The 21487-nt window shown below is 42.3% G+C and carries 15 protein-coding genes; 7 read left to right on the top strand and 8 right to left on the bottom strand.

From position 1 onward, the window contains the following. Position 1 precedes the first annotated feature (1 nt). The 4 genes from BM736_RS03765 to BM736_RS03780 are packed head-to-tail and all read right to left on the bottom strand — an operon-like array spanning position 2 to position 3401. The gene (locus tag BM736_RS03765) at positions 2 to 1006 is read right to left on the bottom strand and encodes a VWA domain-containing protein (protein ID WP_076408794.1); all 1005 of its coding nucleotides are present in this window, start codon (positions 1004 to 1006) and stop codon (positions 2 to 4) included. Beyond that, positions 1000 to 1515: a DUF4381 domain-containing protein gene (locus BM736_RS03770; RefSeq protein WP_076408796.1), complete on the bottom strand. Its 516-nt coding sequence runs from the start codon at positions 1513 to 1515 to the stop codon at positions 1000 to 1002. Before BM736_RS03770 ends, BM736_RS03765 begins: the two co-directional genes overlap by 7 nt. Next, on the bottom strand, positions 1515 to 2444 hold the full coding sequence (locus tag BM736_RS03775; RefSeq protein ID WP_076408799.1) for a DUF58 domain-containing protein: 930 nt from the start codon (positions 2442 to 2444) through the stop codon (positions 1515 to 1517). The genes BM736_RS03770 and BM736_RS03775 overlap by 1 nt, the downstream gene beginning before the upstream one ends. Beyond that, on the bottom strand, positions 2445 to 3401 hold the full coding sequence (locus BM736_RS03780; protein WP_076408801.1) for a MoxR family ATPase: 957 nt from the start codon (positions 3399 to 3401) through the stop codon (positions 2445 to 2447). It lies immediately after the preceding gene. 417 nt (positions 3402 to 3818) lie between these two features. On the opposite strand from BM736_RS03780, the gene fadI reads away from it, so the two are divergent. The 3 genes from fadI (at position 3819) to BM736_RS03795 (ending at position 7812) form a co-directional block, all read left to right on the top strand. Beyond that, the gene (fadI, locus tag BM736_RS03785) at positions 3819 to 5129 is read left to right on the top strand and encodes an acetyl-CoA C-acyltransferase FadI (protein WP_076408803.1); all 1311 of its coding nucleotides are present in this window, start codon (positions 3819 to 3821) and stop codon (positions 5127 to 5129) included. 5 nt (positions 5130 to 5134) lie between these two features. Beyond that, on the top strand, positions 5135 to 7261 hold the full coding sequence (gene fadJ / locus BM736_RS03790) for a fatty acid oxidation complex subunit alpha FadJ (RefSeq protein WP_076408805.1): 2127 nt from the start codon (positions 5135 to 5137) through the stop codon (positions 7259 to 7261). Between the two features lie 323 nt (positions 7262 to 7584). Beyond that, positions 7585 to 7812, top strand: coding sequence for a hypothetical protein (locus tag BM736_RS03795; RefSeq protein ID WP_076408807.1), 228 nt, complete (start codon positions 7585 to 7587; stop codon positions 7810 to 7812). A gap of 325 nt (positions 7813 to 8137) precedes the next feature. On the opposite strand, the gene BM736_RS03800 is transcribed toward BM736_RS03795, so the two are convergent. The 3 genes from BM736_RS03800 to BM736_RS03810 all read right to left on the bottom strand — a co-directional run bounded on the left by BM736_RS03800 (position 8138) and on the right by BM736_RS03810 (position 16373). Beyond that, entirely contained in the window at positions 8138 to 8551 is a 414-nt protein-coding gene (locus BM736_RS03800; RefSeq protein ID WP_076408810.1) for a hypothetical protein, read from the bottom strand. Between the two features lie 146 nt (positions 8552 to 8697). Continuing rightward, entirely contained in the window at positions 8698 to 13002 is a 4305-nt protein-coding gene (locus BM736_RS03805; RefSeq protein WP_076408812.1) for an EAL domain-containing protein, read from the bottom strand. Positions 13003 to 13583: 581 nt separating this feature from the next. Beyond that, a complete protein-coding gene (locus BM736_RS03810; RefSeq protein WP_076408814.1) occupies positions 13584 to 16373 on the bottom strand; it encodes an insulinase family protein in 2790 nt (929 codons plus the stop codon). Between the two features lie 253 nt (positions 16374 to 16626). On the opposite strand from BM736_RS03810, the gene sixA reads away from it, so the two are divergent. Beyond that, the gene (gene sixA, locus BM736_RS03815; RefSeq protein WP_076409894.1) at positions 16627 to 17097 is read left to right on the top strand and encodes a phosphohistidine phosphatase SixA; all 471 of its coding nucleotides are present in this window, start codon (positions 16627 to 16629) and stop codon (positions 17095 to 17097) included. A 123-nt stretch (positions 17098 to 17220) separates the two neighbouring features. Here sixA and smrB read toward each other — a convergent pair whose 3' ends face one another. Then, positions 17221 to 17751 (bottom strand): endonuclease SmrB, encoded by a 531-nt coding sequence (gene smrB, locus BM736_RS03820; protein WP_076408816.1) that lies wholly within the window; start codon positions 17749 to 17751, stop codon positions 17221 to 17223. 156 nt (positions 17752 to 17907) lie between these two features. Between smrB and prmB the strand changes: the two genes are divergently transcribed. The 3 genes from prmB to BM736_RS03835 all read left to right on the top strand — a co-directional run bounded on the left by prmB (position 17908) and on the right by BM736_RS03835 (position 21450). Further along, positions 17908 to 18852 (top strand): 50S ribosomal protein L3 N(5)-glutamine methyltransferase, encoded by a 945-nt coding sequence (gene prmB, locus BM736_RS03825; protein WP_076408818.1) that lies wholly within the window; start codon positions 17908 to 17910, stop codon positions 18850 to 18852. A 159-nt stretch (positions 18853 to 19011) separates the two neighbouring features. Next, positions 19012 to 20106 carry a chorismate synthase gene (gene aroC, locus BM736_RS03830; RefSeq protein ID WP_076408821.1) on the top strand — a complete coding sequence of 365 codons (1095 nt, stop codon included), beginning with the start codon at positions 19012 to 19014 and terminating at the stop codon, positions 20104 to 20106. A 171-nt stretch (positions 20107 to 20277) separates the two neighbouring features. Continuing rightward, positions 20278 to 21450 (top strand): MFS transporter, encoded by a 1173-nt coding sequence (locus tag BM736_RS03835; protein ID WP_076408823.1) that lies wholly within the window; start codon positions 20278 to 20280, stop codon positions 21448 to 21450. Positions 21451 to 21487 lie beyond the last annotated feature (37 nt).

Raw genomic sequence — 21487 nt, forward strand, 5'->3', positions numbered from 1 at the left:
GTTAACTGTTTCCTCGACGAGCAGTTAGTCTCTGTAATGGACGACTAAAAAATGGCAATTGTGCAAGAGCGATAAGAATACTTATGATTAAAGCGACACACAGAGGTAGATAAAATAGTTCCACTTGAGGCCGGTAACTCAGCTGATCACGACTGATAGGTTCTAGCTTGTCGATCTCTTGGTAGATAAGCTCAAGCTCTTCAGAGTTTCTTGCTCGGAAATATTGGCCCCCGGTTGTTTTCGCCAGTGAGGTTAGCTGAGCTTCATCAAGATCCATAGAGGGGTTAACTCTCTCTGTACCGAAGATGGAGCGTCTTTCCATCACATCAGCACCTACTCCAATGGAGTAGATTTTTACGCCGCGTTTAGCTGCGATAGCGGCAGCTTGTTCTGGCGATATTGAACCTGAGTTATTTGAGCCATCTGTGAGCAGTACTAAGATGCGGTTACTTTCTTCGACCATGTCAAAGCGTTTAACCCCAAGCGCGATAGCTTCGCCTATCGCGGTCTGTTTGCCCACTAAGCCTATTTGCGCTTCTTGTAGAAACTGTGAAACTGAGCGTCGATCTTGCGTTAATGGTGCTTGTAAATAGGCGTGATCAGCAAACAATATCAAGCCTAATTTGTCACCTTTACGGCGCTCAATGAAGTCACTGACTACATGCTGGATCATGGTGAAACGATCAACAGCCTTGCCATTGAGGACCATATCTTCAATCTGCATACTGCCAGAAAGGTCAACAGCCATCATCAGATCGCGTCCCTTACTTGGCAACTCTATGGGGTCACCAACCCAAAGAGGGCGAGCCACTGCGATAACTAGCAGTACCCAGACCAACCAATAGGCTTTGCGAGAGTGTGGTTGATGTTTCACCTGTTGACTCGCATTATCACCGACACCAGGGAGGTGCAGGTGGCCAGTGATTTCGACCTGTTGTTGCTGTTTTCTGAATATCAGTGGTAAAGGCAGTAACAAGAGTAGCCATATCCATTCAAGCGTTAGCATTTGGCCTCCTGTTGGTTGGAGTTTGGCTTTTGTTCTTTGATGGGCAGTGCTTGTTGTAGCCAAGTAAGGGCTAAGTCTTTAAGCTCCATCGCCTCATCAGTTGAAAGTGCCTCTCTTTGATATCGCCTATCAAGTAGGGCCTTTAAACGTGTATCAGGATTTTTGACTTGGTTTGACATCCACAGATGCCAAGCATCACCTTGAAGTCCAGCGACCTGTTCCCTAGATAAATAACTCATGGCAGCACGCTTTATTAAACTATTAATTTGGATTGAGAAATCTGCAGATGCATCTGATGGGATGGGCAAAGCTTGCAACTGGGATATCACTTCACGTTTCGCTGCGTTGTGTTTTCTATGCTGTTTGAGCTTGAAAGCCGCAGCGACAATTGCACCTAAAACGACAAACATAACAAACCAATACCCTGCAGCAATAGGCAAGTTGCTGATTGCTTCGGGAGCTTGAATATCTTTTAATGCTTCGAGTGCTGGATTAGCCGTTGGTGTCATTACCTTAAGGCTCCAATTTGATCGTTTAAAGATTTACCGGCATCAACTTCACGGGTTTGCACATTGAGTTTGTGCATCATCTCAATAAACGCTTGTTGAGTGTGGCGTTGCTTCTTTAGCCAGCCATCGTAACCTGAGCGATTGAGCATAAGCTCCTTGTTTCCCTCTTTTACAGGGAGCTGGAACTGTTTAGGTAGCTTAAGTTGACCTTGCCTAAGCGGATCGGTAACTAAAAATGCGCCCATATCACAGTGACGTTTAAGATCTGACAATGGTGCTAAACATGTCTCATCAAAATTGCTGCCGTCGCTAACAATCCAGATAAGGGAGCCAGGCTTAGCTATTCTTCTTAATCGTTGGCAGGCCCTGAACATATGTCCAGGCTCAGCTTGGTGCTCTGTAATGTGATTAAGTTGTTGTTGATGTACTTTTTCGACAGCTGAGATAAGTTGTAAAATCCCTTTCTGTCGACTTCGAGGCTTTAACTCAATGTGCTCGTTTTCGGTAGCGATGAGTGCTCCAAGCCTGTCGCTATGAAGAATAGCGCTCCAACCTAGCGTCGTTGCTAAGTGCGCAGCTTGGACTGACTGCAGGAGTAAGCTTGAACCGAAATAGAGGCTATGGCTGAGATCGAGAAGTATGAGAACGGGTCTTTCTCTCTCTTCAACAAAAAGTTTGGTATGGGCTTTTCCTGTACGGGCGGTAACCCGCCAGTCGATAGTTCTGACATCGTCACCAGGCTGGTAATGACGAACCTCGGCAAACTCCATACCTCGCCCTTTGATTAAGCTCGCACGGTGACCCGCTAGGCTTGCACGAGCTTTTGAGCGCTTCTCTGGAAGTGCTCGGGCAATATTTTGACAAGCTAATAGCTCTTTTTGATTAAGGTGGACCCCATCAGCAAAAAGAGGAAGTGAGATCTCAGACACTTAAGGCACCGCAACTTGTGAAAGGATATGGTCAATGACTTGATCGCTAGTGACACCCTCAGCTTGAGCTTGGTAACTGAGGAGCAATCGATGTCGTAACACGTTTGGCGCAACAGCTTGTATGTCTTCAGGTGAGACAAAATCGCGTTCTTGCAGCCATGCTCGAGCACGAGCACAGCGCTCTAATGCAAGCGTAGCACGAGGGCTTACGCCATATTCTAGCCAGTTAGCAAGCTGGTCGCTGTATTTTTGCGGTTGACGAGTTGCCATCACTAAATCGACAATATAATTTTCTAAAGGCTCTGCGAGATAGAGCTCTAAAGACTCTTCTCGAGCTTCAAAAATATCCTTCTGAATGATTGGTTCAACAACCGGCGCCGCCTGTTTCAACGCTTCCTTGCGTGACATACGCATGATCTCAAACTCTGTTTCTGCACTCGGGTAGTCAAGATTCAAGTGCATCAAAAAACGGTCGAGTTGAGCTTCAGGAAGCGGGTAGGTGCCTTCATTCTCAAGGGGGTTTTGTGTTGCCATGACTAAGAACATCTCAGGTAGCGGGTAGCTGTTTTTGCCTACCGTTACCTGGCCTTCAGCCATAGCTTCAAGTAAAGCTGATTGCACTTTAGCCGGCGCTCGGTTGATCTCATCGGCTAGGATCAAATTGTGAAAAATTGGACCCGCTTCAAATTCGAATGTGGCCGTTTGCGCTCGGTATATATCAGTGCCCGTCAAATCGGCTGGTAACAGATCTGGGGTAAATTGAATACGGTGAAAGTCACCTTCCACGCCGTCACAAAGTGCTTTGACTGCTCGAGTTTTTGCAAGGCCTGGCGGGCCCTCTACGAGTAAGTGTCCATCAGCTATCAAGGCTATTAATAAATTCTCTGTTAGGACTGGTTGTCCCAAAATTACCTGATTTAGGTATTCGCGTAACGCGTGAAATCGACTCAAAGGCATGATGCTACTCGGTTTATTTTAAGTTAGTTAGGTATAGACCACCGACATGGTAGAAAATTCCCATAGGGTTTGGCTAGTACCAATTACCCCTTAGGGCACAAAGTAAGCACATTTTGTCTCTGTGTAACAGCACTAGATATCAAGTTTGTCACTATTCATATGGGCTTAATCTGCATTTATAGGACAATATAGATTTAAAAATGATTCATTAAACATTGTTAACAAACAGTTTTTTAATATTTTTATAGACTAAAAACCAAACAGGTGTTTAAAACTTTCTTGTAAGAAGTTAGAATCAGATCACACTTTAATGGTCAGACCTGTTAAAAGCAGTACAGTCAGGCGGATTAAAAGCGGCAAGGAATAATAATCGTTAACGGCTAAATGATGGCTAGACGGATAAGAAGAGGGCGGCAAATGAGTGACAGACAACAGGTAACGAATGCCAAAGGCGATCGTATTGCAATAGTGACGGGGTTGAGAACACCATTTGCTAAGCAAGCGACAGTGTTTCACGGTGTTTCGGCGTTAGATATGGGTAAAATGGTAGTGAATGAGCTGCTGTCTCGTTCGGAGGTTAATCCAAAAGATATTGAACAGTTGGTTTATGGCCAAGTGGTTCAAATGCCTGCTGCTCCAAATATTGCGCGTGAAATTGTTCTGGGAACGGGAATGGATGTAAGCACTGATGCTTATAGCGTGAGCCGAGCATGTGCAACTAGCTTCCAGTCAACGGTCAATGTTGCAGAATCTATCATGACGGGTAATGTCGACATCGGCATCGCTGGTGGCGCTGACTCATCATCTGTATTACCTATTGGTGTTTCTAAAAAGCTCGCTCATGCATTGGTTGATCTCAATAAGGCGCGTTCATTTAGCCAAAAACTGGCGATATTTAGACGCCTTGGCATTAAAGATCTTCTGCCTGTGCCTCCTGCTGTTGCTGAATATTCAACGGGTCTCTCTATGGGACAGACTGCTGAGCAGATGGCTAAAACCTATAATATTAGCCGCGCCGATCAAGATGCATTAGCACATCGCTCTCATACATTGGCGACAGAAACTTGGAATTCAGGTCATCTTAAAGATGAGGTGATGGCTGCACATGTTCCGCCTTACAAAGCTTTTATCGACCGTGATAACAACATTCGTGAAAACTCAGTGCTTGAGTCATATGCAAAGCTAAGACCTGCTTTTGATCGTAAACATGGTAGCGTGACAGCGGCGACAAGTACGCCGTTAACTGATGGTGCTTCTGCTGTACTTATGATGAGCGAGAGTCGTGCTAAAGCCCTTGGCTATGATCCTATTGGATATATTAAGAGCTATGCGTTCAGTGCCATAGATGTCTGGGAAGATATGTTAATGGGTCCATCATATGCAACGCCGTTAGCATTGCAGCGTGCGGGCATGGAGCTTGAAGATCTGGACTTGATAGAGATGCATGAAGCTTTTGCCGCTCAAACGCTGGCTAATATGCAGATGTTTGGTTCGAAAAAGTTTGCCGAAGAGAAACTTGGTCGCTCCCGTGCCATTGGTGAGATTGATATGAGTAAGTTTAATGTATTGGGCGGTTCGTTAGCCTATGGGCACCCTTTTGCGGCGACCGGAACTCGATTGATCACTCAAGTTTGTCGAGAGCTAAAGCGAAGAGGGGGGGGGACAGGACTTACAACAGCCTGTGCAGCCGGTGGTTTAGGTGCAGCAATGATAGTTGAAGTGGAGTGATCATCATGGAAAAGACATTTAATTTAGCACGTCGAGAAGACGGTATTGCGATATTGACCATGGATGTACCTGGCGAATCCATGAATACCCTAAGGTCAGAGTTTGGTCCTGAGATCACTGAAGTGTTGGCAGAGATTAAAGCTGACTCGAGTATCAGAGGTTTAGTATTAGCCTCGGGGAAAAAGGGCTGTTTTGTTGCTGGTGCAGATATCTCTATGCTTGATGCTTGCCAATCTGCGGCAGATGCTAAAACACTATCTCAGCAGGGACATGTTGTTTTTAATGAACTTGAAGCATTAAAGATCCCTGTGGTCGCCGCCATTGATGGGGTTTGCTTAGGCGGTGGGCTTGAGTTGGCACTAGCGTGTCATCAGCGAGTGTGTAGTGACAGCAGTAAAACCATGATGGGAGTGCCTGAAGTTCAGTTAGGCTTGCTACCAGGTGGAGGTGGTACCCAAAGATTGCCAAGATTGGTGGGTATCGCAACTGCATTAGATTTGATGCTAACAGGTAAACAGGTTCGTCCAAAACAAGCATTAAAAATGGGGTTAGTTAATGATGTTGTGCCTGAGTCAATACTATTAGCTACAGCCATTGAGATGGCATTAGCGGGTAAGCGCCCAGCCAAAAAAGTTAAAAAGTCACTGGTCAATAAGTTGCTTGAAGGCACACCTGTTGGGCGTAACATCATTTTTGATCAGGCTGGAAAACAAGTTCAAAAGAAAACCCAAGGAAATTATCCTGCGCCTGCAAAAATTATTGATTGCGTACGTCAAGGGATGGCGAAAGGCATAACTAAAGGTTTAGAGGTCGAGGCAAGTCACTTTGCCGATCTCGTAATGACAACAGAATCAGCTTCTCTGAGAAGTATCTTCTTTGCGACCACAGAGATGAAAAAGGAGACTGGTGCTGGCGATGTTGAGCCACTGCAAGTTAGAAAAACTATGGTGCTCGGCGGTGGGCTTATGGGTGGGGGGATAGCTTCTGTTACAACAACGAAAGCTAAGATCCCTGCACGAGTGAAAGATATCAGTGAGCAAGGTCTGAGTAATGCACTTTCTTATGCCTATAAATTACTCGATAAAGGTGTGAAGCGACGTCATATGACACCTGCGGTTAGAGATAACCTAATGTCCTTGATGACGACAACAACTGAATATAAAGGGATTAAAGATGCCGATATTGTTGTTGAAGCGGTATTTGAAGATCTTAATCTTAAGCATCAAATGGTTAAAGATGTTGAAAGAGAGTGTGGTGAACATACTATTTTTGCGTCGAACACTTCGTCACTGCCCATCTCCCAGATAGCAGAAGCTGCGTCTCGTCCTGAAAATGTGATTGGACTGCATTACTTCTCTCCTGTTGAGAAGATGCCGCTGGTAGAAGTGATTGCCCATGAAAAGACGTCTGCTCAAACTATTGCGACTACAGTTGCTTTTGCTCGTAAACAAGGTAAAACACCGATTGTTGTACAAGACGGTGCTGGTTTTTATGTAAACCGTATATTGGCGCTTTATATGAATGAAGCCGCACAATTATTGTTAGAGGGCAAAAGTGTAGAGCACCTAGATAAAGCGTTAGTAAAGTTTGGTTTCCCTGTAGGTCCGATGACTTTACTTGATGAAGTCGGTATTGACGTAGGGGCTAAGATATCACCAATTCTAGAGTCTGAACTCGGTGAACGATTCAAGGCGCCTGCGGCGTTTGATAAGTTACTTGCTGATGATAGAAAAGGGCGCAAGAACGGTAAAGGCTTCTACCTCTATGGCAATAAGTCGAAGAAAAAAGCAAAACAAGTTGATGAAAGCGTTTATAAACTGCTTGGGCTTACTCCTAGTGCGACTAGCGATCTTTCTGAAGTAGCAGAACGTTGCGTGGTGCAAATGCTTAATGAAGCGGTGCGTTGTTTAGAGGAGGGCATTATTGCTTCTCCAAGAGATGGTGACATAGGTGCGATTTTCGGTATTGGTTTCCCGCCATTTCTCGGTGGTCCTTTCCATTACATTGATTCGCTAGGTGCTGCTAACTTAGTAGAAAAGCTTGAAAAGTATCAGGCAAAGTTTGGTGATAGATTCACGCCAAGCGTTAAGTTAAAAGAGATGGCTGAAAATAATCAGCGATTCTTTGATTAAATTCAAAGTGGACTGAGAGCTTCAATATCAAAAATAGCCTTTTAAAGGCTATTTTTTTAGCTAATTTTAACGTAGATCTCCATGAATGCACCATTTCGATTTAACAATGTGGCAACATTTGTCCGGTGTTTCGTTATTGAGAGGAAAGTTACTGCCTGAAAAGTGTTCACAACTTATGTTGTTTTTTGTACAATGCAGCCGTTTTGAGCTGTGTTGAACCTTATTTTAAGTCGTGAAACTTCGAGTATAAAGTGAGGTGAGATAGCTTTCTGTAGTTATCTAGAGGTGAAGTCATCTCTGTTTTGATATGAGGTTATCGTAAAGTGACAGCTTTAGTATTTGAGTTCGCCCCTGAACTGGTTACCGTTTCAATACTTTTAATATCTGCAGTGATCATGGGAAACTTGGCTTTTCAGGCAGGTCTTGGAGTAAAACGCTGGACTTTTTTGGGCTTGGTTATGGGGCCGATAGCTTATCCTTTACTTAATACCCATAAGCGTTTCGCTTGGCGCCGTGCAGTTAGTCGTTCTGCAGTGTCAATAAAGGTTTGATACTGAGCAGCGCTAGCCGACATATAGCGCTTATTAGAAAGTTATGCTTAGTAAACATAAAAGGAGCCTTAGGCTCCTTTTATGTTAATACTTACCCGCTAAATTAAGTAACCGTTACTCTAGCTAAAACTGAACAATTATAGCTGATTAGCGTCATAGGTGATTCAGTAGCAAGGCCTACTAGCTGCTACTTCCACCATCCCTTGGCAGAAACCACTTCAAGATGATTTAGCCCTTCTGGAAGCTGTACTTTAATACGTTCTGGCTTGTTGGTTAGGCCTAGTGCTTTTTTAATTGAATCAAACATAGTAATTCTCCTTAGACCTTAAGCGATTTCTTGGTTGATGAATTTAACGTTTGGTACGCCAGCAGTTTGTACAGRCTTGAAYTTAACGTTTGGTACGCCAGCAGTTTGTACAGGYTTGAACTTAACGTTTGGTACGCCAGCAGTTTGTACAGGYTTGAACTTAACGTTTGGTACGCCAGCAGTTTGTACAGGYTTGAACTTAACGTTTGGTACGCCAGCAGTTTGTACAGGYTTGAACTTAACGTTTGGTACGCCAGCAGTTTGTACAGGYTTGAACTTAACGTTTGGTACGCCAGCAGTTTGTACAGGYTTGAATTTAACGTTTGGTACGCCAGCGAGCAGAGTTTGATTAGAGTCTATTGCAGGAGTTTCGAATGCCATTGTTGAAGTTGAAAGTGCAAGGGCGATAGTCGTTGCTAGTACTTTAATCATTATATTCTTCTCTCAGGTTTTGAAACATCTAAGGTCGATGCTTCTAGTCAGTAGGTATGTCATTTTTTTTGACACTTGAGAGAATAGTTGCAGTTGTTATGCCATCTTTTTCCTTTGTTTAAATAAAATAAGCTTTTTTGTGGTTTTTATATTGCTTTTTGGCCGCTTTGTACTAAGTCAGGCTCGATGAACTCTTTATTCAAAAGGTCGGTGAACTGTGATTCAGTAACGGCCTTGCTAAATATAAATCCTTGTATTTCTTCACAATTAAGTGCTTTTAATATGCTGAGTTGTGATGCGTCTTCAACACCTTCACCCACAACAGAGAGTCCCATGTTGTGAGCAATGGTAATTATAGAGTCAACCATTTTTAGGTCTCGATCAGATTTGTCAATATCATCTACAAAGGCTTTATCAATTTTTAATGTATGGATAGGAAAACGTTTCAGGTATGAAAGAGATGAATAACCAGTACCAAAATCATCTAAAGCTAGGCTCACTCCCATCTTTGACAGCTGCTGCATCACCTTTATGGCCTTTTCTGGCTGTTTTATGACGGTCCCTTCGGTAATTTCAAGCTCTAAATTGGCTGCTGGTAGCTGAGTTAGACGTAAAATTGACTCTATGCGCTGTTGAAGATCAGGTAGAGCGAACTGATATGAAGATAAATTGACGGCTACGCGACCATCGAAGATTCCTTGACTTCGCCAATTTTGTGCCGCGAAGCAAGCTTTCTTCATCACTATGTCACCTATTTCAACGATTAACCCGTTCTCTTCGGCCAAAGGAATAAACTCACTCGGTGGTATAAGGCCGTGCTCAGGGTGGTTAAGCCTCACTAAGGCTTCCATTCCTGCCATCTTACCTGTTTTTAGGTCAATTTTAGGTTGATAGTAAACTTCGAAGAGATCTTCTTTTATTCCTAAGCGAATAAGGTTTTCTACTTCGAGCTGCCTAATGGCATTACGGTTGAGCGACTCTGAGTAAAATTGGTAGCGATTTCCACCACCTGATTTGGCATGGTACATGGCAATATCTGCTTTACGCAGCAGAGCTTGTTCATTCTGATCATCTTCAGGGTAGAGTACGATACCAATACTCATGCCAACGACAACCTTATCTGAGGTTAACTCAAATGGAGTGGCAAATGCCTCAATGACATTGTTGGCAATAACTGCACTAGAGCCTATATCAGGGTTGTTATCGACGAGGATCGCGAACTCATCACCACCTAAGCGATAGATGCTAGTGTGGTAAGGAACTGCAGTCTCTATTCGCTTAGCCACCATTATCAATAGCTCATCACCAATTTGATGACCAAGTGAATCGTTAATCTTTTTAAAGTTATCAAGATCTAGCACCATTAAGGTGTGGTGAGAGTCTCGCTTGACTAGGTTTCCTAGAGTAACCATTAAACTTGAACGATTAGGTAGGTTGGTAAGCAAATCATTGTTGGTAAGTTTTCTTAGCTCTTCCTCTTGCTGCTTACGACGAGAGATATCAGAGAATACACCGACATAATGAGATAACTGCCCCTGGTCATCGTAAATGGCATCAACGGTCAGCTCCATAAGAAAACTGGTACCGTCACCTTTTGCAGATTCTACATCATTACTCCAACGGCCCTGCTGATTCAGTATTGAACGAATTTGTGCTGAATAACTGTCTGGATACAGATCGAAATTAAATTGCTCTCCAATAAATTTCTCTCTTGGGTTTAAACAAAGCTCACAGCAAGCCTCGTTCACCTCAACAAACCTAAATTCACTGTCTAATATAAACATCCCTTCTGAGATATTGGCGATGGCACGTTCAAATAATCTAAGCTGCTCCTCGGCATGCTTAAAATTATTGATGTTTTTAATGGTACCTGTCATTCGAAGAGGGTTATCTTTTTCATCTCTTTCGACAATTTTGGCTCTATCGAGGATCCATACCCAGTTATCTGACTTCCCTTTTACACGGTAGGCTGCCTCAAAATGATCTTTCTTCCCATAAAAGTGATCATTAAGTGCAGAGCTAACGCGCTCTTGATCCATAGGGTGGATATTGCTCTCTTCACCTGTCTCGCCTGATCTTTGACCATCACGGGGGAATTCAAGTGATCCCCAGATGTTAGAGCGATATATTTGACCCGTTTCTATATCCCAGTCCCACATCTCATCGCCACTTCCCCATAAAGATAATTTGAGGCGCTCTTCAGACTTAGCAATCTGGTTCTGGACCTCACGGCGTCTTAGGATAGCTTTGACTATTACCGCAGAGATAATAAGAGCAAGCATAAAGTAGATTAACTTGGCTTGTTTAGACAGCCACCATGGTGGAGTTATGTTTATATTAATACTTTTTATCTTTCCATCTTTATTGGTTAAAGGGTCTTTCGCAAAAACATTAAAAGTATAATCACCAGGAGAAAGGTTGGTGTAGGTTGCAGAATTGATCCCCTTTGATTCAACCCAAACGTCAGATAGACCACTCAATTGATAGGAGTAGCTAATATTGTTCGATGATTTACCCGGTGTGTTGAATTTTATTGTGAAAGGGTAATCGGAGTATTTCAACGTAATTTCGTTACTTAATGAAAGTTTTGATTTTAATATACCAGAGCCAATAGGTTCAGGTATGTTAAATATCAACAACTCTGATAGGCTTACTTTAGGTAATGAGCGTTTGTATAGTTCTTTTTCTAAGTCAGACTTTGTTATTGAGCTTATACCTGAGATACCACCGAGCAATATAGATTTTTGATTGCTTGCTATTGCTTGAGCATTGTACTCTGCTTGACTTCCATTAACCGTAGAAAGGAAGGTTGTAGTGTTAGACTTTGTATCAGTTACAGCTATACTTTTTATTGATGCTGAGTATATTAGTTTGTCAGATGAGATGATTGAGTAGATAGGTCTGTTTTTTGAATAAACTGTAGATTTTAATTTGGTTTTTTCACTAAAAGATAGTAAAGAATTTTCTGTTCCGAAATAAACTAAATTATCTTTAGCATGTAAACTGATAACCAATTCATTATGAACTTTACTTACCTTGTTATTGTTTATGTTGAACATACCACCTTGAGTTGCAACCCATAGGCCACTATCTGACTCTTCAATATCAAAGATGGGATTGCTTGTATCTACTATGGTTTCAACTGTTTCAAGAGTCATACTATCTATAGAAACAAGTTTTCCGTCAGTCGTTCCAGCATAAATATAATTACCATCTCTTCCCAACTGAATCGCAAAGAATGAGTTTTCAAATATTTTTTTACGCTCTTTCGTTTTTCTATCAATGACAATTATTCCATCTAAAGTCGCAACAAAAATCTTCCCTTTTAAGAATATTGATTGTTTTGCACCTTCGACACCTGAGTTATACATTTCTAAATTGTTATTATTGAAATTTTGAATTTTAATAAATTTTGAGTCAGTCGATGTCATTAATTCAGAGTCGGATATTTCGAAAAGCGACCAAATATTACCTTTTATATTTCCATATTTAGTGATGATGTTTTTAAAGTTATCAATCTCAATAAACCCTATGTTTTGGGTTGTTATATAAGTTTTACTTTCACCTCTCACAATTGAAGGTTTTGTCAATGGCATGTTTTCAATGTCAATGATTCCAATTTGTGTTTTAAATAGGCTTTCATCTAATGTAAATATCGTATTGTTTGATATTGCGTGAAGAGAGTTTTCAGATTTGAAAATGCTATCAAACTTATCTGTACTTACTTTTTTAAATAAGCTATTGATGTTTTCATAAATGCCATCATTTTTTAATAAGTACAGCTTGTTGTTAAATGTAAATATATCGCTGGAGTTACTTTCTACAGATTTTATTTCATCGCTATTTGAAATAGTGAAAACTTCCCCAAAAAAATTCCTTACAAATAAATGATTTCCATATGGGATTATTTTTTTTATGCCGCCAAAATCATTTGTTAAAATTCGTTTTTTATTGAAGTTCATATCGGAAACTAAGACTTTATTTTCAGTTCCGATATAAAGTTCATTATTGTATTCTGCTATAGACCATATCGGGCTATTGCCAAGCTCTACTTTAGCCTCAAATGAGTCAAATTTTTCATGGTAAACAGCTAGGCCTTTATCTGTACCTATTAGTATTTTCCCACCTGATGTTTCATGTATGCTTCTGATAAAAGAGCTAGGGAGGGTGCCTTTTTCATTAGATGATAGGTAATGTTTGAAGCTTTCTCCATCGAATAGGTTTAATCCATTCAAGGTACCGATCCAAACATAACTACTCTTATCCTCTAATAATGTTGTCACCGTGCTTTGGGATAAGCCTTCAGGAACACTATAAAAATCGACGTTAAGATAGGTGGAGCTATAATTTTCAATTGAGGTTGTGTTTGCCTCAACTGCTTGAGCTTGGCCAAGAATGCATAGAGCCAATAGGAGAGTGGTGAGTATTTTCATAATAGCGTTTGGCATCATTTTTAGTTTGATTATTAGCCAGTATTGCTTAGGCAACAGATGTTTAACCTACTTTTTCAGAAAGTGATGACTTTGTCAAAAATTAAGGAGTACTTATGTAGTGAGAATTATTCTCTCTCACTATCAATTTAATGAGGGTTAACTCTGTTGGTTTCTTTATTGGCGATACTTGTTACTGTTTACGGTCTATTTGCTAGCTGCTTTGGCTGTTGGGTTGCTTTGGGGAGGACTAAATATTTTGGCATTGGCTATTATTAGGGAGTAATTAGTCGACAATTTAGCGCTAATGGCAGTTTTATCCTACGATCGACTTATGTTACAGCATCACTACATAAGCCAATGTTGAGCGTTGGTTTGTGTAAGCCATTAGTTTGTGTGGGCCCTACCGGCTAGCCTACTTTTTAGTCTAAGGTTTACGACTGAGTATAAAAAGAACTCGCTGGTAAGAGCAGGGAGGGCCAATGCACCATTAATATTAAGTGGCCAATGGTGCTAGGGGCTATTTAGTATGAGCATGGTTATAAGCCGCTTTATACTGCTGCGCACTGATAGCGTTTTAAGGGCTTTGAAAAAGTCCCTTGCTAGTAATTGAACTTATCAGAATGCAGCTTAAAACTACGTAAATCTGTGATCATATTATCCGAGCTTAAGCGCTCCTCCTGTCTATGACCATCACCCGTTGTGAACAGTACTAAACGGTCGCAACGTTTATTGCGCATCTTTTCCATCATAAATTTAATCACATCGGAGCGAGTTAACTTTTCAATCTCTTTTACGACTAGCTCTCGCTGATTAAAGTCGTAATCTTTATTTCCTATGCTTGACCAGTATCTCTGTCCACGAGTTTTGAGGTTTGCATCATGCTCCATCACTTGATTGATGAGACCTTGTTTAGTGAGTTCCCATTGCTGATTTGTTATCTGCATGACGGCATAGTTAAAGTCTGCAATAAACTCATCAATGGCTTCTAAAAGCTGCAGGGGTGATGACGTTGGGGATTGAATATAGAAGATGATCCCAGGGTATCGATTTAGGGGAAGGTAACCAGTACCAACCATATAGCCCAGTTGTCTCTTGGTTCTCAGTTCATGGAAGAAAGTGGATGACATAGTATGGTTGAGCAAGCTGAACAGCGCCATCATTTCAGGGTTTGACTGATTAGATTGGTAATAAACAATGATGCTACTGTCTTGATGTGAGGTCGTTATCTCCCTTAAGAGCGTTCCTTTTCCTGAAAGGTTGACCAGTTCACGAGCAGACTCTTCACTTGGTGATGATACCAAAGACAAAATATGATCGAGTCGATTACCCAAAGCTTGAGCTTCGTCGATAAGCCAGTCTCCATAAACTAACCCTTCAAGATGGATCTTCTCGTAGAAGCTGCTTACATGTTCATGTAGGTCCTCTAACGTAATCTCCTCTAACTCCTCTGCCATGCGTGATGGCTCGTAACTACGCTTTTGAAGGGTAACAGTGAGGCTAGTAAATATTTGTGAAATAGGCTTTGCACGGGTTTGGTTATACCATGCCCTGAGTATCTGCCGTTTGATTGAGTTAAATCGACTGTGAGTAAAATTACGCTCACGGGCTTTGTTTATCAATAAAGACAGCAGGGCTTCTTGTTTGCCAGTAAAGCCCGTTAGATGGAGTGTTATGCCGCCTTGGTGAGGGTAGATATTGTAACTTAGTCCAGCTACTTCAGCTTGATAGGTGTATTCAACCAGATAGTCGAGCAACATCTCAACATATAACCTAGTGAGAGCTGCATTTCGAGGAGAAGAGGCGGCTTGCTCTGAATCAAGTGATAAATACATATGACCTTTAGGGACATTAAATTCATCATCTTTTCGGTGCCAAATCCGATATCCCTCTTCCTGAGAGACAACTACCGGTGTTTGACTTTGACTTTTCTCTGGTCGAGGAACTGAATCCTCAATGATAAACGGGTTCTCTTTTGGTAGTTTCAGCTCTGGCCTGATCGTAATATTTTGCCAAGCTTGTAGTCGCTCATTAGTAATCGACTTCATCTGATACGGAGTATGGTACCAAGCAGCCTGGGTATCAGTATCTAGCTCTGGAGCGATAATTTGAATACGCATATTCGATGGCGTCATCAGCTCAAGGAGGGACTGGGTTTCAGTCATATTCAACCCTTCCATCTTGTAGTCACCAAAGACGAAATCCTCAACATCATAGTGATGCATATTAATACTTAGGTGGCTGGCCAAATCTAATGTTTTTATCTGCTCTTGATACTTAAAAGCAAGCTTGAGTAAATTAGAACGCTCCTGATAGCGCCATGCTTGTAAACCTTGAGTTTTTATCAGATCAATGTATTCAAAAGCACAGCTTATCACTGTATCTAAGTGAGTCAGCCCTTTCTCGGTGAGTTGAATGCTGATGTTGTAATCTTTGAAGTTATAGCCATTAACGCCGCCTCCGGCTGAGAGGTTTACAGCTAACCCTTGCTCCTTTAGATAGGAAAGTAGGCTTCCATTACCTTCATATCCAAGCAGGTGACTGATAAATGTCAGTGGCTTATGCTTATAAAAAGCATCGATTCCCGGGAGGCTGAAAGTGATCGCAACACGCTTTTGCTCTTTAAGAGGAATGATATTTATCTGAGTTTGTAACTGCTGTGATTGGTAGATAGCAACGTCAGGGTAGTGCTTTTCAAGTTGGTGATTATTTACTTTACTGAAAAATTGTTTAGCGAGTGACTCAAGCTCGCCAAGAGAAAGTGGCGCAACTAAACATAAGGTCATTATGTTCGCACTGTAATGAGTTTGGTAAAACTGGAGTAACTCTTCTCTTAATTCAGTTTGTTCACCACCTAAGGTTTTCAGGTTACCCACAGAGAATTTGGAAAATGGGTGGGCTGGGTTAACCGTTTCTTTCTGAACTTGATAAGTTCTACGAATATCATCTTTGAGCTTTAGACTAAATTCAGACTCGATGGCGTGACGCTCGCGATCAACCAGCTCTTGATTAAAAAGGGGAGCGATAAAGAATTGGCTAAAACGGTCAAGGGATTCTTCATAGACATCGGCATTGATACTGAAAAAGAAGTTGGTATGTTCAGTTCCGGTCCATGCATTATTATTGCCACCATGCTGATTAATAAATGCATGGTACTCACCTGAGTCTGGATACTTTTCTGTACCTAAGAACAGCATATGCTCAAGAAAGTGTGCCATGCCCGGTCTTTCGACGGGATCATCAAAGTGGCCTACATTAACAGCCATAGATGCTGCGGCTTGACTCGCTTGCGAGTCCTCTACTAAGAGAACTGAAAGGCCGTTATCGAGCAATAGGTGCTGATATCGGCGATGATCATTTGGGCTTTTGATGATGTGTAAAGATTCAGGCAAGAAGAAAACTCCGTCTTAAATGACAAATTTGTCCGTATTCAAAGTTCGCTAGGCAAACGATGAAACATAGGTAAAAACTACTCGCTATTTAACTTAAATGATAGAGCAAGTTACACATATTGGTTGGCTTATCGCGCTTTAGCAAATATCTCTTAGTCTATTCGACTAATTAATGACTTAAATAGGGTTTGTACTGATAGCTTTTAAGGCTACAATTGGCTTATAACGATAAGAAATGAGTAGCGAGAGTGGTATGCAGCTATTTTTAATGCGTCATGGTGAAGCGGGCTATCAAGCTCACTCAGATAGAGAAAGAACACTGACCGATACAGGCCGTTATCACACCTCTGTGATGAGTAACTGGTTGGCAAAATCGGTTGTGGAGTTCGACCTAGTTTTAGTGAGCCCCTATTTAAGAGCACAGCAAAGCTGGCAAGAAGTGAGTAAACACTTTCCTGAGCCTAGAAAATGGTTAGTGCTCGATGAACTTGTTCCTTCAGGCGATCCAGCTACCGCTGCTGATCTAACTCTTGCTTATGCCCAGCAATACAAGGCTGATAAAGTGCTAGTGATTGCTCACATGCCTTTATTGGGCTATATGGTTAGCGAGCTGGTTGCTGGCACCGAGCCACCATTGTTTGCCACCTCTGGAGTGACTCTGATAGATAAGCACTGTGAGTCTGCAACACTCGTCTGGCAACATGCCCCACACACCATCAGTTAACTGTAACGGCTAATACTAAAACGGTTAGTGCTAAGCTTGTTATTAATGAATGAAGGAAATCGCTAGCGGGCTATTTTCTTTGTTCATGAACTTTTCCTCCTCGCACCTCTTAGCGAAAACCAACTACCTTCTATGTGGCTGATCGCCAATATCGATCAATACCAGTAATGCGGCATCTCCTCCCCATTCTTTAGGGGCTTTATGGAATGCCATCACGTGGGGGTGCTGCGCTAGCCACATAGGGATGTGCTGTTTTAACACCCCTGTTCCATGTCCATGCATCACACAGCAGCATTGGGATTGTTGTTTAATGCATGCTTGAATTAGCGCTGCTAACTCTAGTTTTGCTTCGGTTTGCCTCATTCCATGTAGGTCGAGCAGGAGATCGGGCTGGTGATCGCCGCGGCGTAACCGTTTTAGCTCGTGCTTATCGATATCACTTCTGGACCAGCGCATAGCACCTTCAGTTGGAAGGTGGGGTTGATAGGTATCTGAGAAGTAACTGTCTGCATGCAGTTGTTGTGTTTTCTCTTCAACGACTCGCCTATCTTTTTGTTCGGCTTTAAAATGGCGTTTGTCTTGCTTTAGAGGCTTAATTCCTTTCGTCATCGACGAAAATAGCGACAAATCATCAGGTAACTCTTTATTTTTCATCTCTTATGTTTAAAACCTTAACTCAATTTAGCGACGGTCAATCCATGCTCTGCTAGGGAGCATGTATACGCGTATATGACTCTATTTTATTGAATCCTATGTCATATGAATAGAGTTCAGTTACAATGAAGCAGAATAATTATGCTGGAGTAAGTTTTGGATAAGATTTTTGTAGATGAAGCTGTGACTGAGCTGCGCACAATCGGTGATATGTTGCGTTGGGGTGTGAGTCGTTTTAATGACGCGAATATCTATTACGGTCACGGGACCGATAATGCGTGGGATGAGGCTGTTGCCTTAGTATTTCATGCATTGCACCTACCAGAAGAGATTGGTCAGCAGGTAATACATTCAAATCTTACCAGCAGTGAAAAACATAAAATTGTTGAATTGATCATCCGTCGTGTACGTGAGCGATTACCAGTTCCTTACCTGACAAACAAAGCTAGATTTGCCGGGCTTGAGTTTTTTGTCGATGAGCGCGTACTCGTGCCTCGCTCGCCAATTGCTGAGATGATAGCAAATCGCTTTAGCCCTTGGTTATACAACAAGCCTGTTAATCGCGTACTTGATCTGTGTACCGGCAGTGCCTGTATTGCTATTGCTTGTGCTTATGAATTTGAAGAAGCTGAAGTTGATGCACTGGATATCAGTGAAGATGCCCTAGATGTTGCGCAGATCAATATTGAAAACCTCGGCGTGATGGATAGAGTATTTCCGATTGAATCTGATATCTTCTCTGCAATACCTAAAGGGCCGCATTACGATCTGATTGTCTCTAATCCTCCCTATGTCGATGCTGAAGATATCGATGATATGCCGGAAGAGTACCACCATGAGCCTGAAATCGGGCTAGGTTCGGGTCGTGATGGACTGGATCTGACTAAGCGTATCTTGGCAAATGCAGCTGATTATATGACTGAAGATGGTTTACTCGTTGTTGAAGTTGGCAACTCTATGGTGCACTTAATAGAGCAGTTCCCTGACGTGCCTTTTACTTGGGTGTCGTTCGAAAACGGTGGTGATGGTGTGTTTGTGCTGACCCGTGATCAGCTTATTGAAAATGAATCTCTGTTTGTCATTTTCAAAGACAGTGAGTAACTAGTGCTTCAAATCGATCTGGTTCTGTTTTGTTGATAAAAAAGGCTAACGCATAAGTTAGCCTTTTTTATCTCTGTCACTCTAGGCTTATTTGAGCTAATCTCAGCCTGTGTGCAAATTTAAGAGTATTTTTCAAACTAGTCAGAGGTTAAAGAACGGATGTCCGGAAACAGTATTGGTCAGAATTTTGTGGTGACAACTTTTGGTGAAAGCCACGGTGTTGCTTTAGGTTGTATTATTGATGGCGTTCCGCCAGGGTTGGAGATTGACCAAGCCGATATGCAACATGATCTTGACCGTCGTAGGCCTGGCACCTCTCGCTATACCACAGCAAGACGTGAAGCCGATGAAGTGCGTATTCTTTCAGGTGTATTTGAAGGAAAAACCACAGGTACTTCTATCGGTTTGATGATTGAAAATACCGACCAGCGCAGTAAAGATTACTCCAACATCAAAGATCTCTTTCGCCCAGGTCATGCTGATTATACCTATCAGCAAAAGTATGGACTTAGAGACTACCGCGGTGGTGGTCGTTCATCTGCTCGTGAAACAGCGATGCGTGTTGCCGCTGGTGCAGTTGCCAAAAAGTATCTTAAGCAAGTTCATGGTATCGAGATTAATGGTTATCTCTCTCAACTCGGTCCTATTAAGGCTGAGAAAATAGATTTTGAGCAAGTTGAGCAAAATGCTTTTTTCTTCCCTGATGCTGATAAAATTGATGCACTCGACCAGTACATGCGCGACTTAATAAAGAGTGGCGATTCTATAGGGGCGAAAGTTTCCGTTGTTGCAACGGGTGTTCCTGTAGGCCTAGGCGAGCCAGTATTTGATAGGCTTGATGCTGAGATTGCCCATGCACTTATGGGGATCAATGCGGTCAAAGGTGTCGAAATAGGTGATGGCTTTGAAGTGGTTAACCAGAAGGGATCAGAGCACAGAGATCTGATGTCGCCTGAAGGATTCGCCTCTAATCATGCTGGTGGTATTCTTGGCGGCATATCTTCAGGCCAGCCTATTGTTGCTCATATTGCTATGAAGCCAACGTCGAGCATTAGCATCCCTGGTGAGAGCATGAACGCTCAAGGTGAAACCGCTGAAGTTGTTACTAAAGGACGCCATGACCCATGTGTTGGTATCAGAGCTGTTCCAATTGCAGAAGCTATGCTTGCCATCGTGTTGATGGATCACCTCTTAAGACATAGAGCGCAAAATATGGATGTACAAAGCACGACACCACAAATTGGTATGCGCTAATCGATTAAGGTTCATTTTCGATGAGATAAGAGGCGCTTTAGCGCCTTTTTTGTTGTGTGATAGACCTGCCTATAATGAATAAATTTTTACCTGATTATTCTTAAACTTCACTTACGCTTTTACTGACTTAGGCGTAAAATAGCGCCGTCCTCCCTTTTTTGATCAGTATTAATGAAACCAAACTCCAATGTCAGTACGCAGTTGCGCTGGATAAGTGCCTGTTACTTTTTCTTTTTTGCCATCCTAGGTGTGATGGTGCCTTACCTTGGAGTATTTTTCGAAAATCGCGGTTTTAATCCGCAAGAGATAGGTTTTTTGTTAGCCATTTTGATGGCTACACGCATTATTGCGCCCAATATTTGGGCTATGGTTGCCGACAAGACTGGTATGCGTTCACAGTTAGTCAAGTGGGGAGCGGCTGCTGCAGCCGTAAGTTATCTAAGCTTTTTCTATGATGGGAGCTTTACCTATCTGGCCATTAGCTTGTGTATCTATACCTTTTTCTGGAATGCCATCTTAGCTCAGTTGGAGGTGATCACCCTTGAGACGCTAGGAGAAAACACCTCTCGGTACGGGGCTATCCGTAGCTTTGGTAGTTTAGGTTATCTCGTCTTTGTCGTTGGGGTTGGATTTGCAATTAGTTTATGGGGGACAGAAATTCTTCCTTATGTGGGCATGTTGCTGTTTATTGGTTTACTGCTCAGTGCCTTGCCTTTGCCGTCCGACCGCGCTCAAGTAAAGTCCAAAGCGGATACCCCAAAACTGGTATTAGATAGGGGGATTGTCTGGTTTCTAATCTCGGCAATATTATTGCAGATGAGTGCAGGGCCATTTTATGGCTTCTTCGTACTTTATCTTAAACAGGCTGGCTATACCGAGGCGGTTGCTGGGATCTATGTCGCCTTTGGCGTGCTTGCAGAAATATTGATGTTTATGATCGCGCCCAAGTTACTCGGCCGCTTTGGTGTCAATCGCTTGCTCGTCGCAAGCCTAGGCTTTACTGGGATCCGCTGGCTGTTAATGGCCTATTGTGTCGATAGCTTTATCTGGCTTGGTGTTAGCCAACTATTGCATGCGTTCACTTTTGGTTTAGTGCATGCGGCGTCGATTCAGTTTATTCATAGTCGTTTTGATATTTCTCATCGAAGTAAAGGGCAAGCTCTTTATGCCAGTTTAAGTTTCGGTGTTGGCGGTGCGCTAGGTACCTGGTTGTGTGGCATGATTTGGGGAGATGGCTCAAGCGCTTATCTCGCTTGGGTTGCTGCGGCAGTATGTGCTTTCTTAGCTATGCTAGCCATCTACTTTATTCCTAAGCCTGTTAACACTAAGCCACAAGTCGCTTAAAATATGCCAAATTAATCGTGCTGAACCTAAAGCCGTA

The sequence above is a fragment of the Shewanella sp. UCD-KL12 genome, assembly GCF_001957125.1.
Lineage (GTDB): Bacteria > Pseudomonadota > Gammaproteobacteria > Enterobacterales > Shewanellaceae > Shewanella.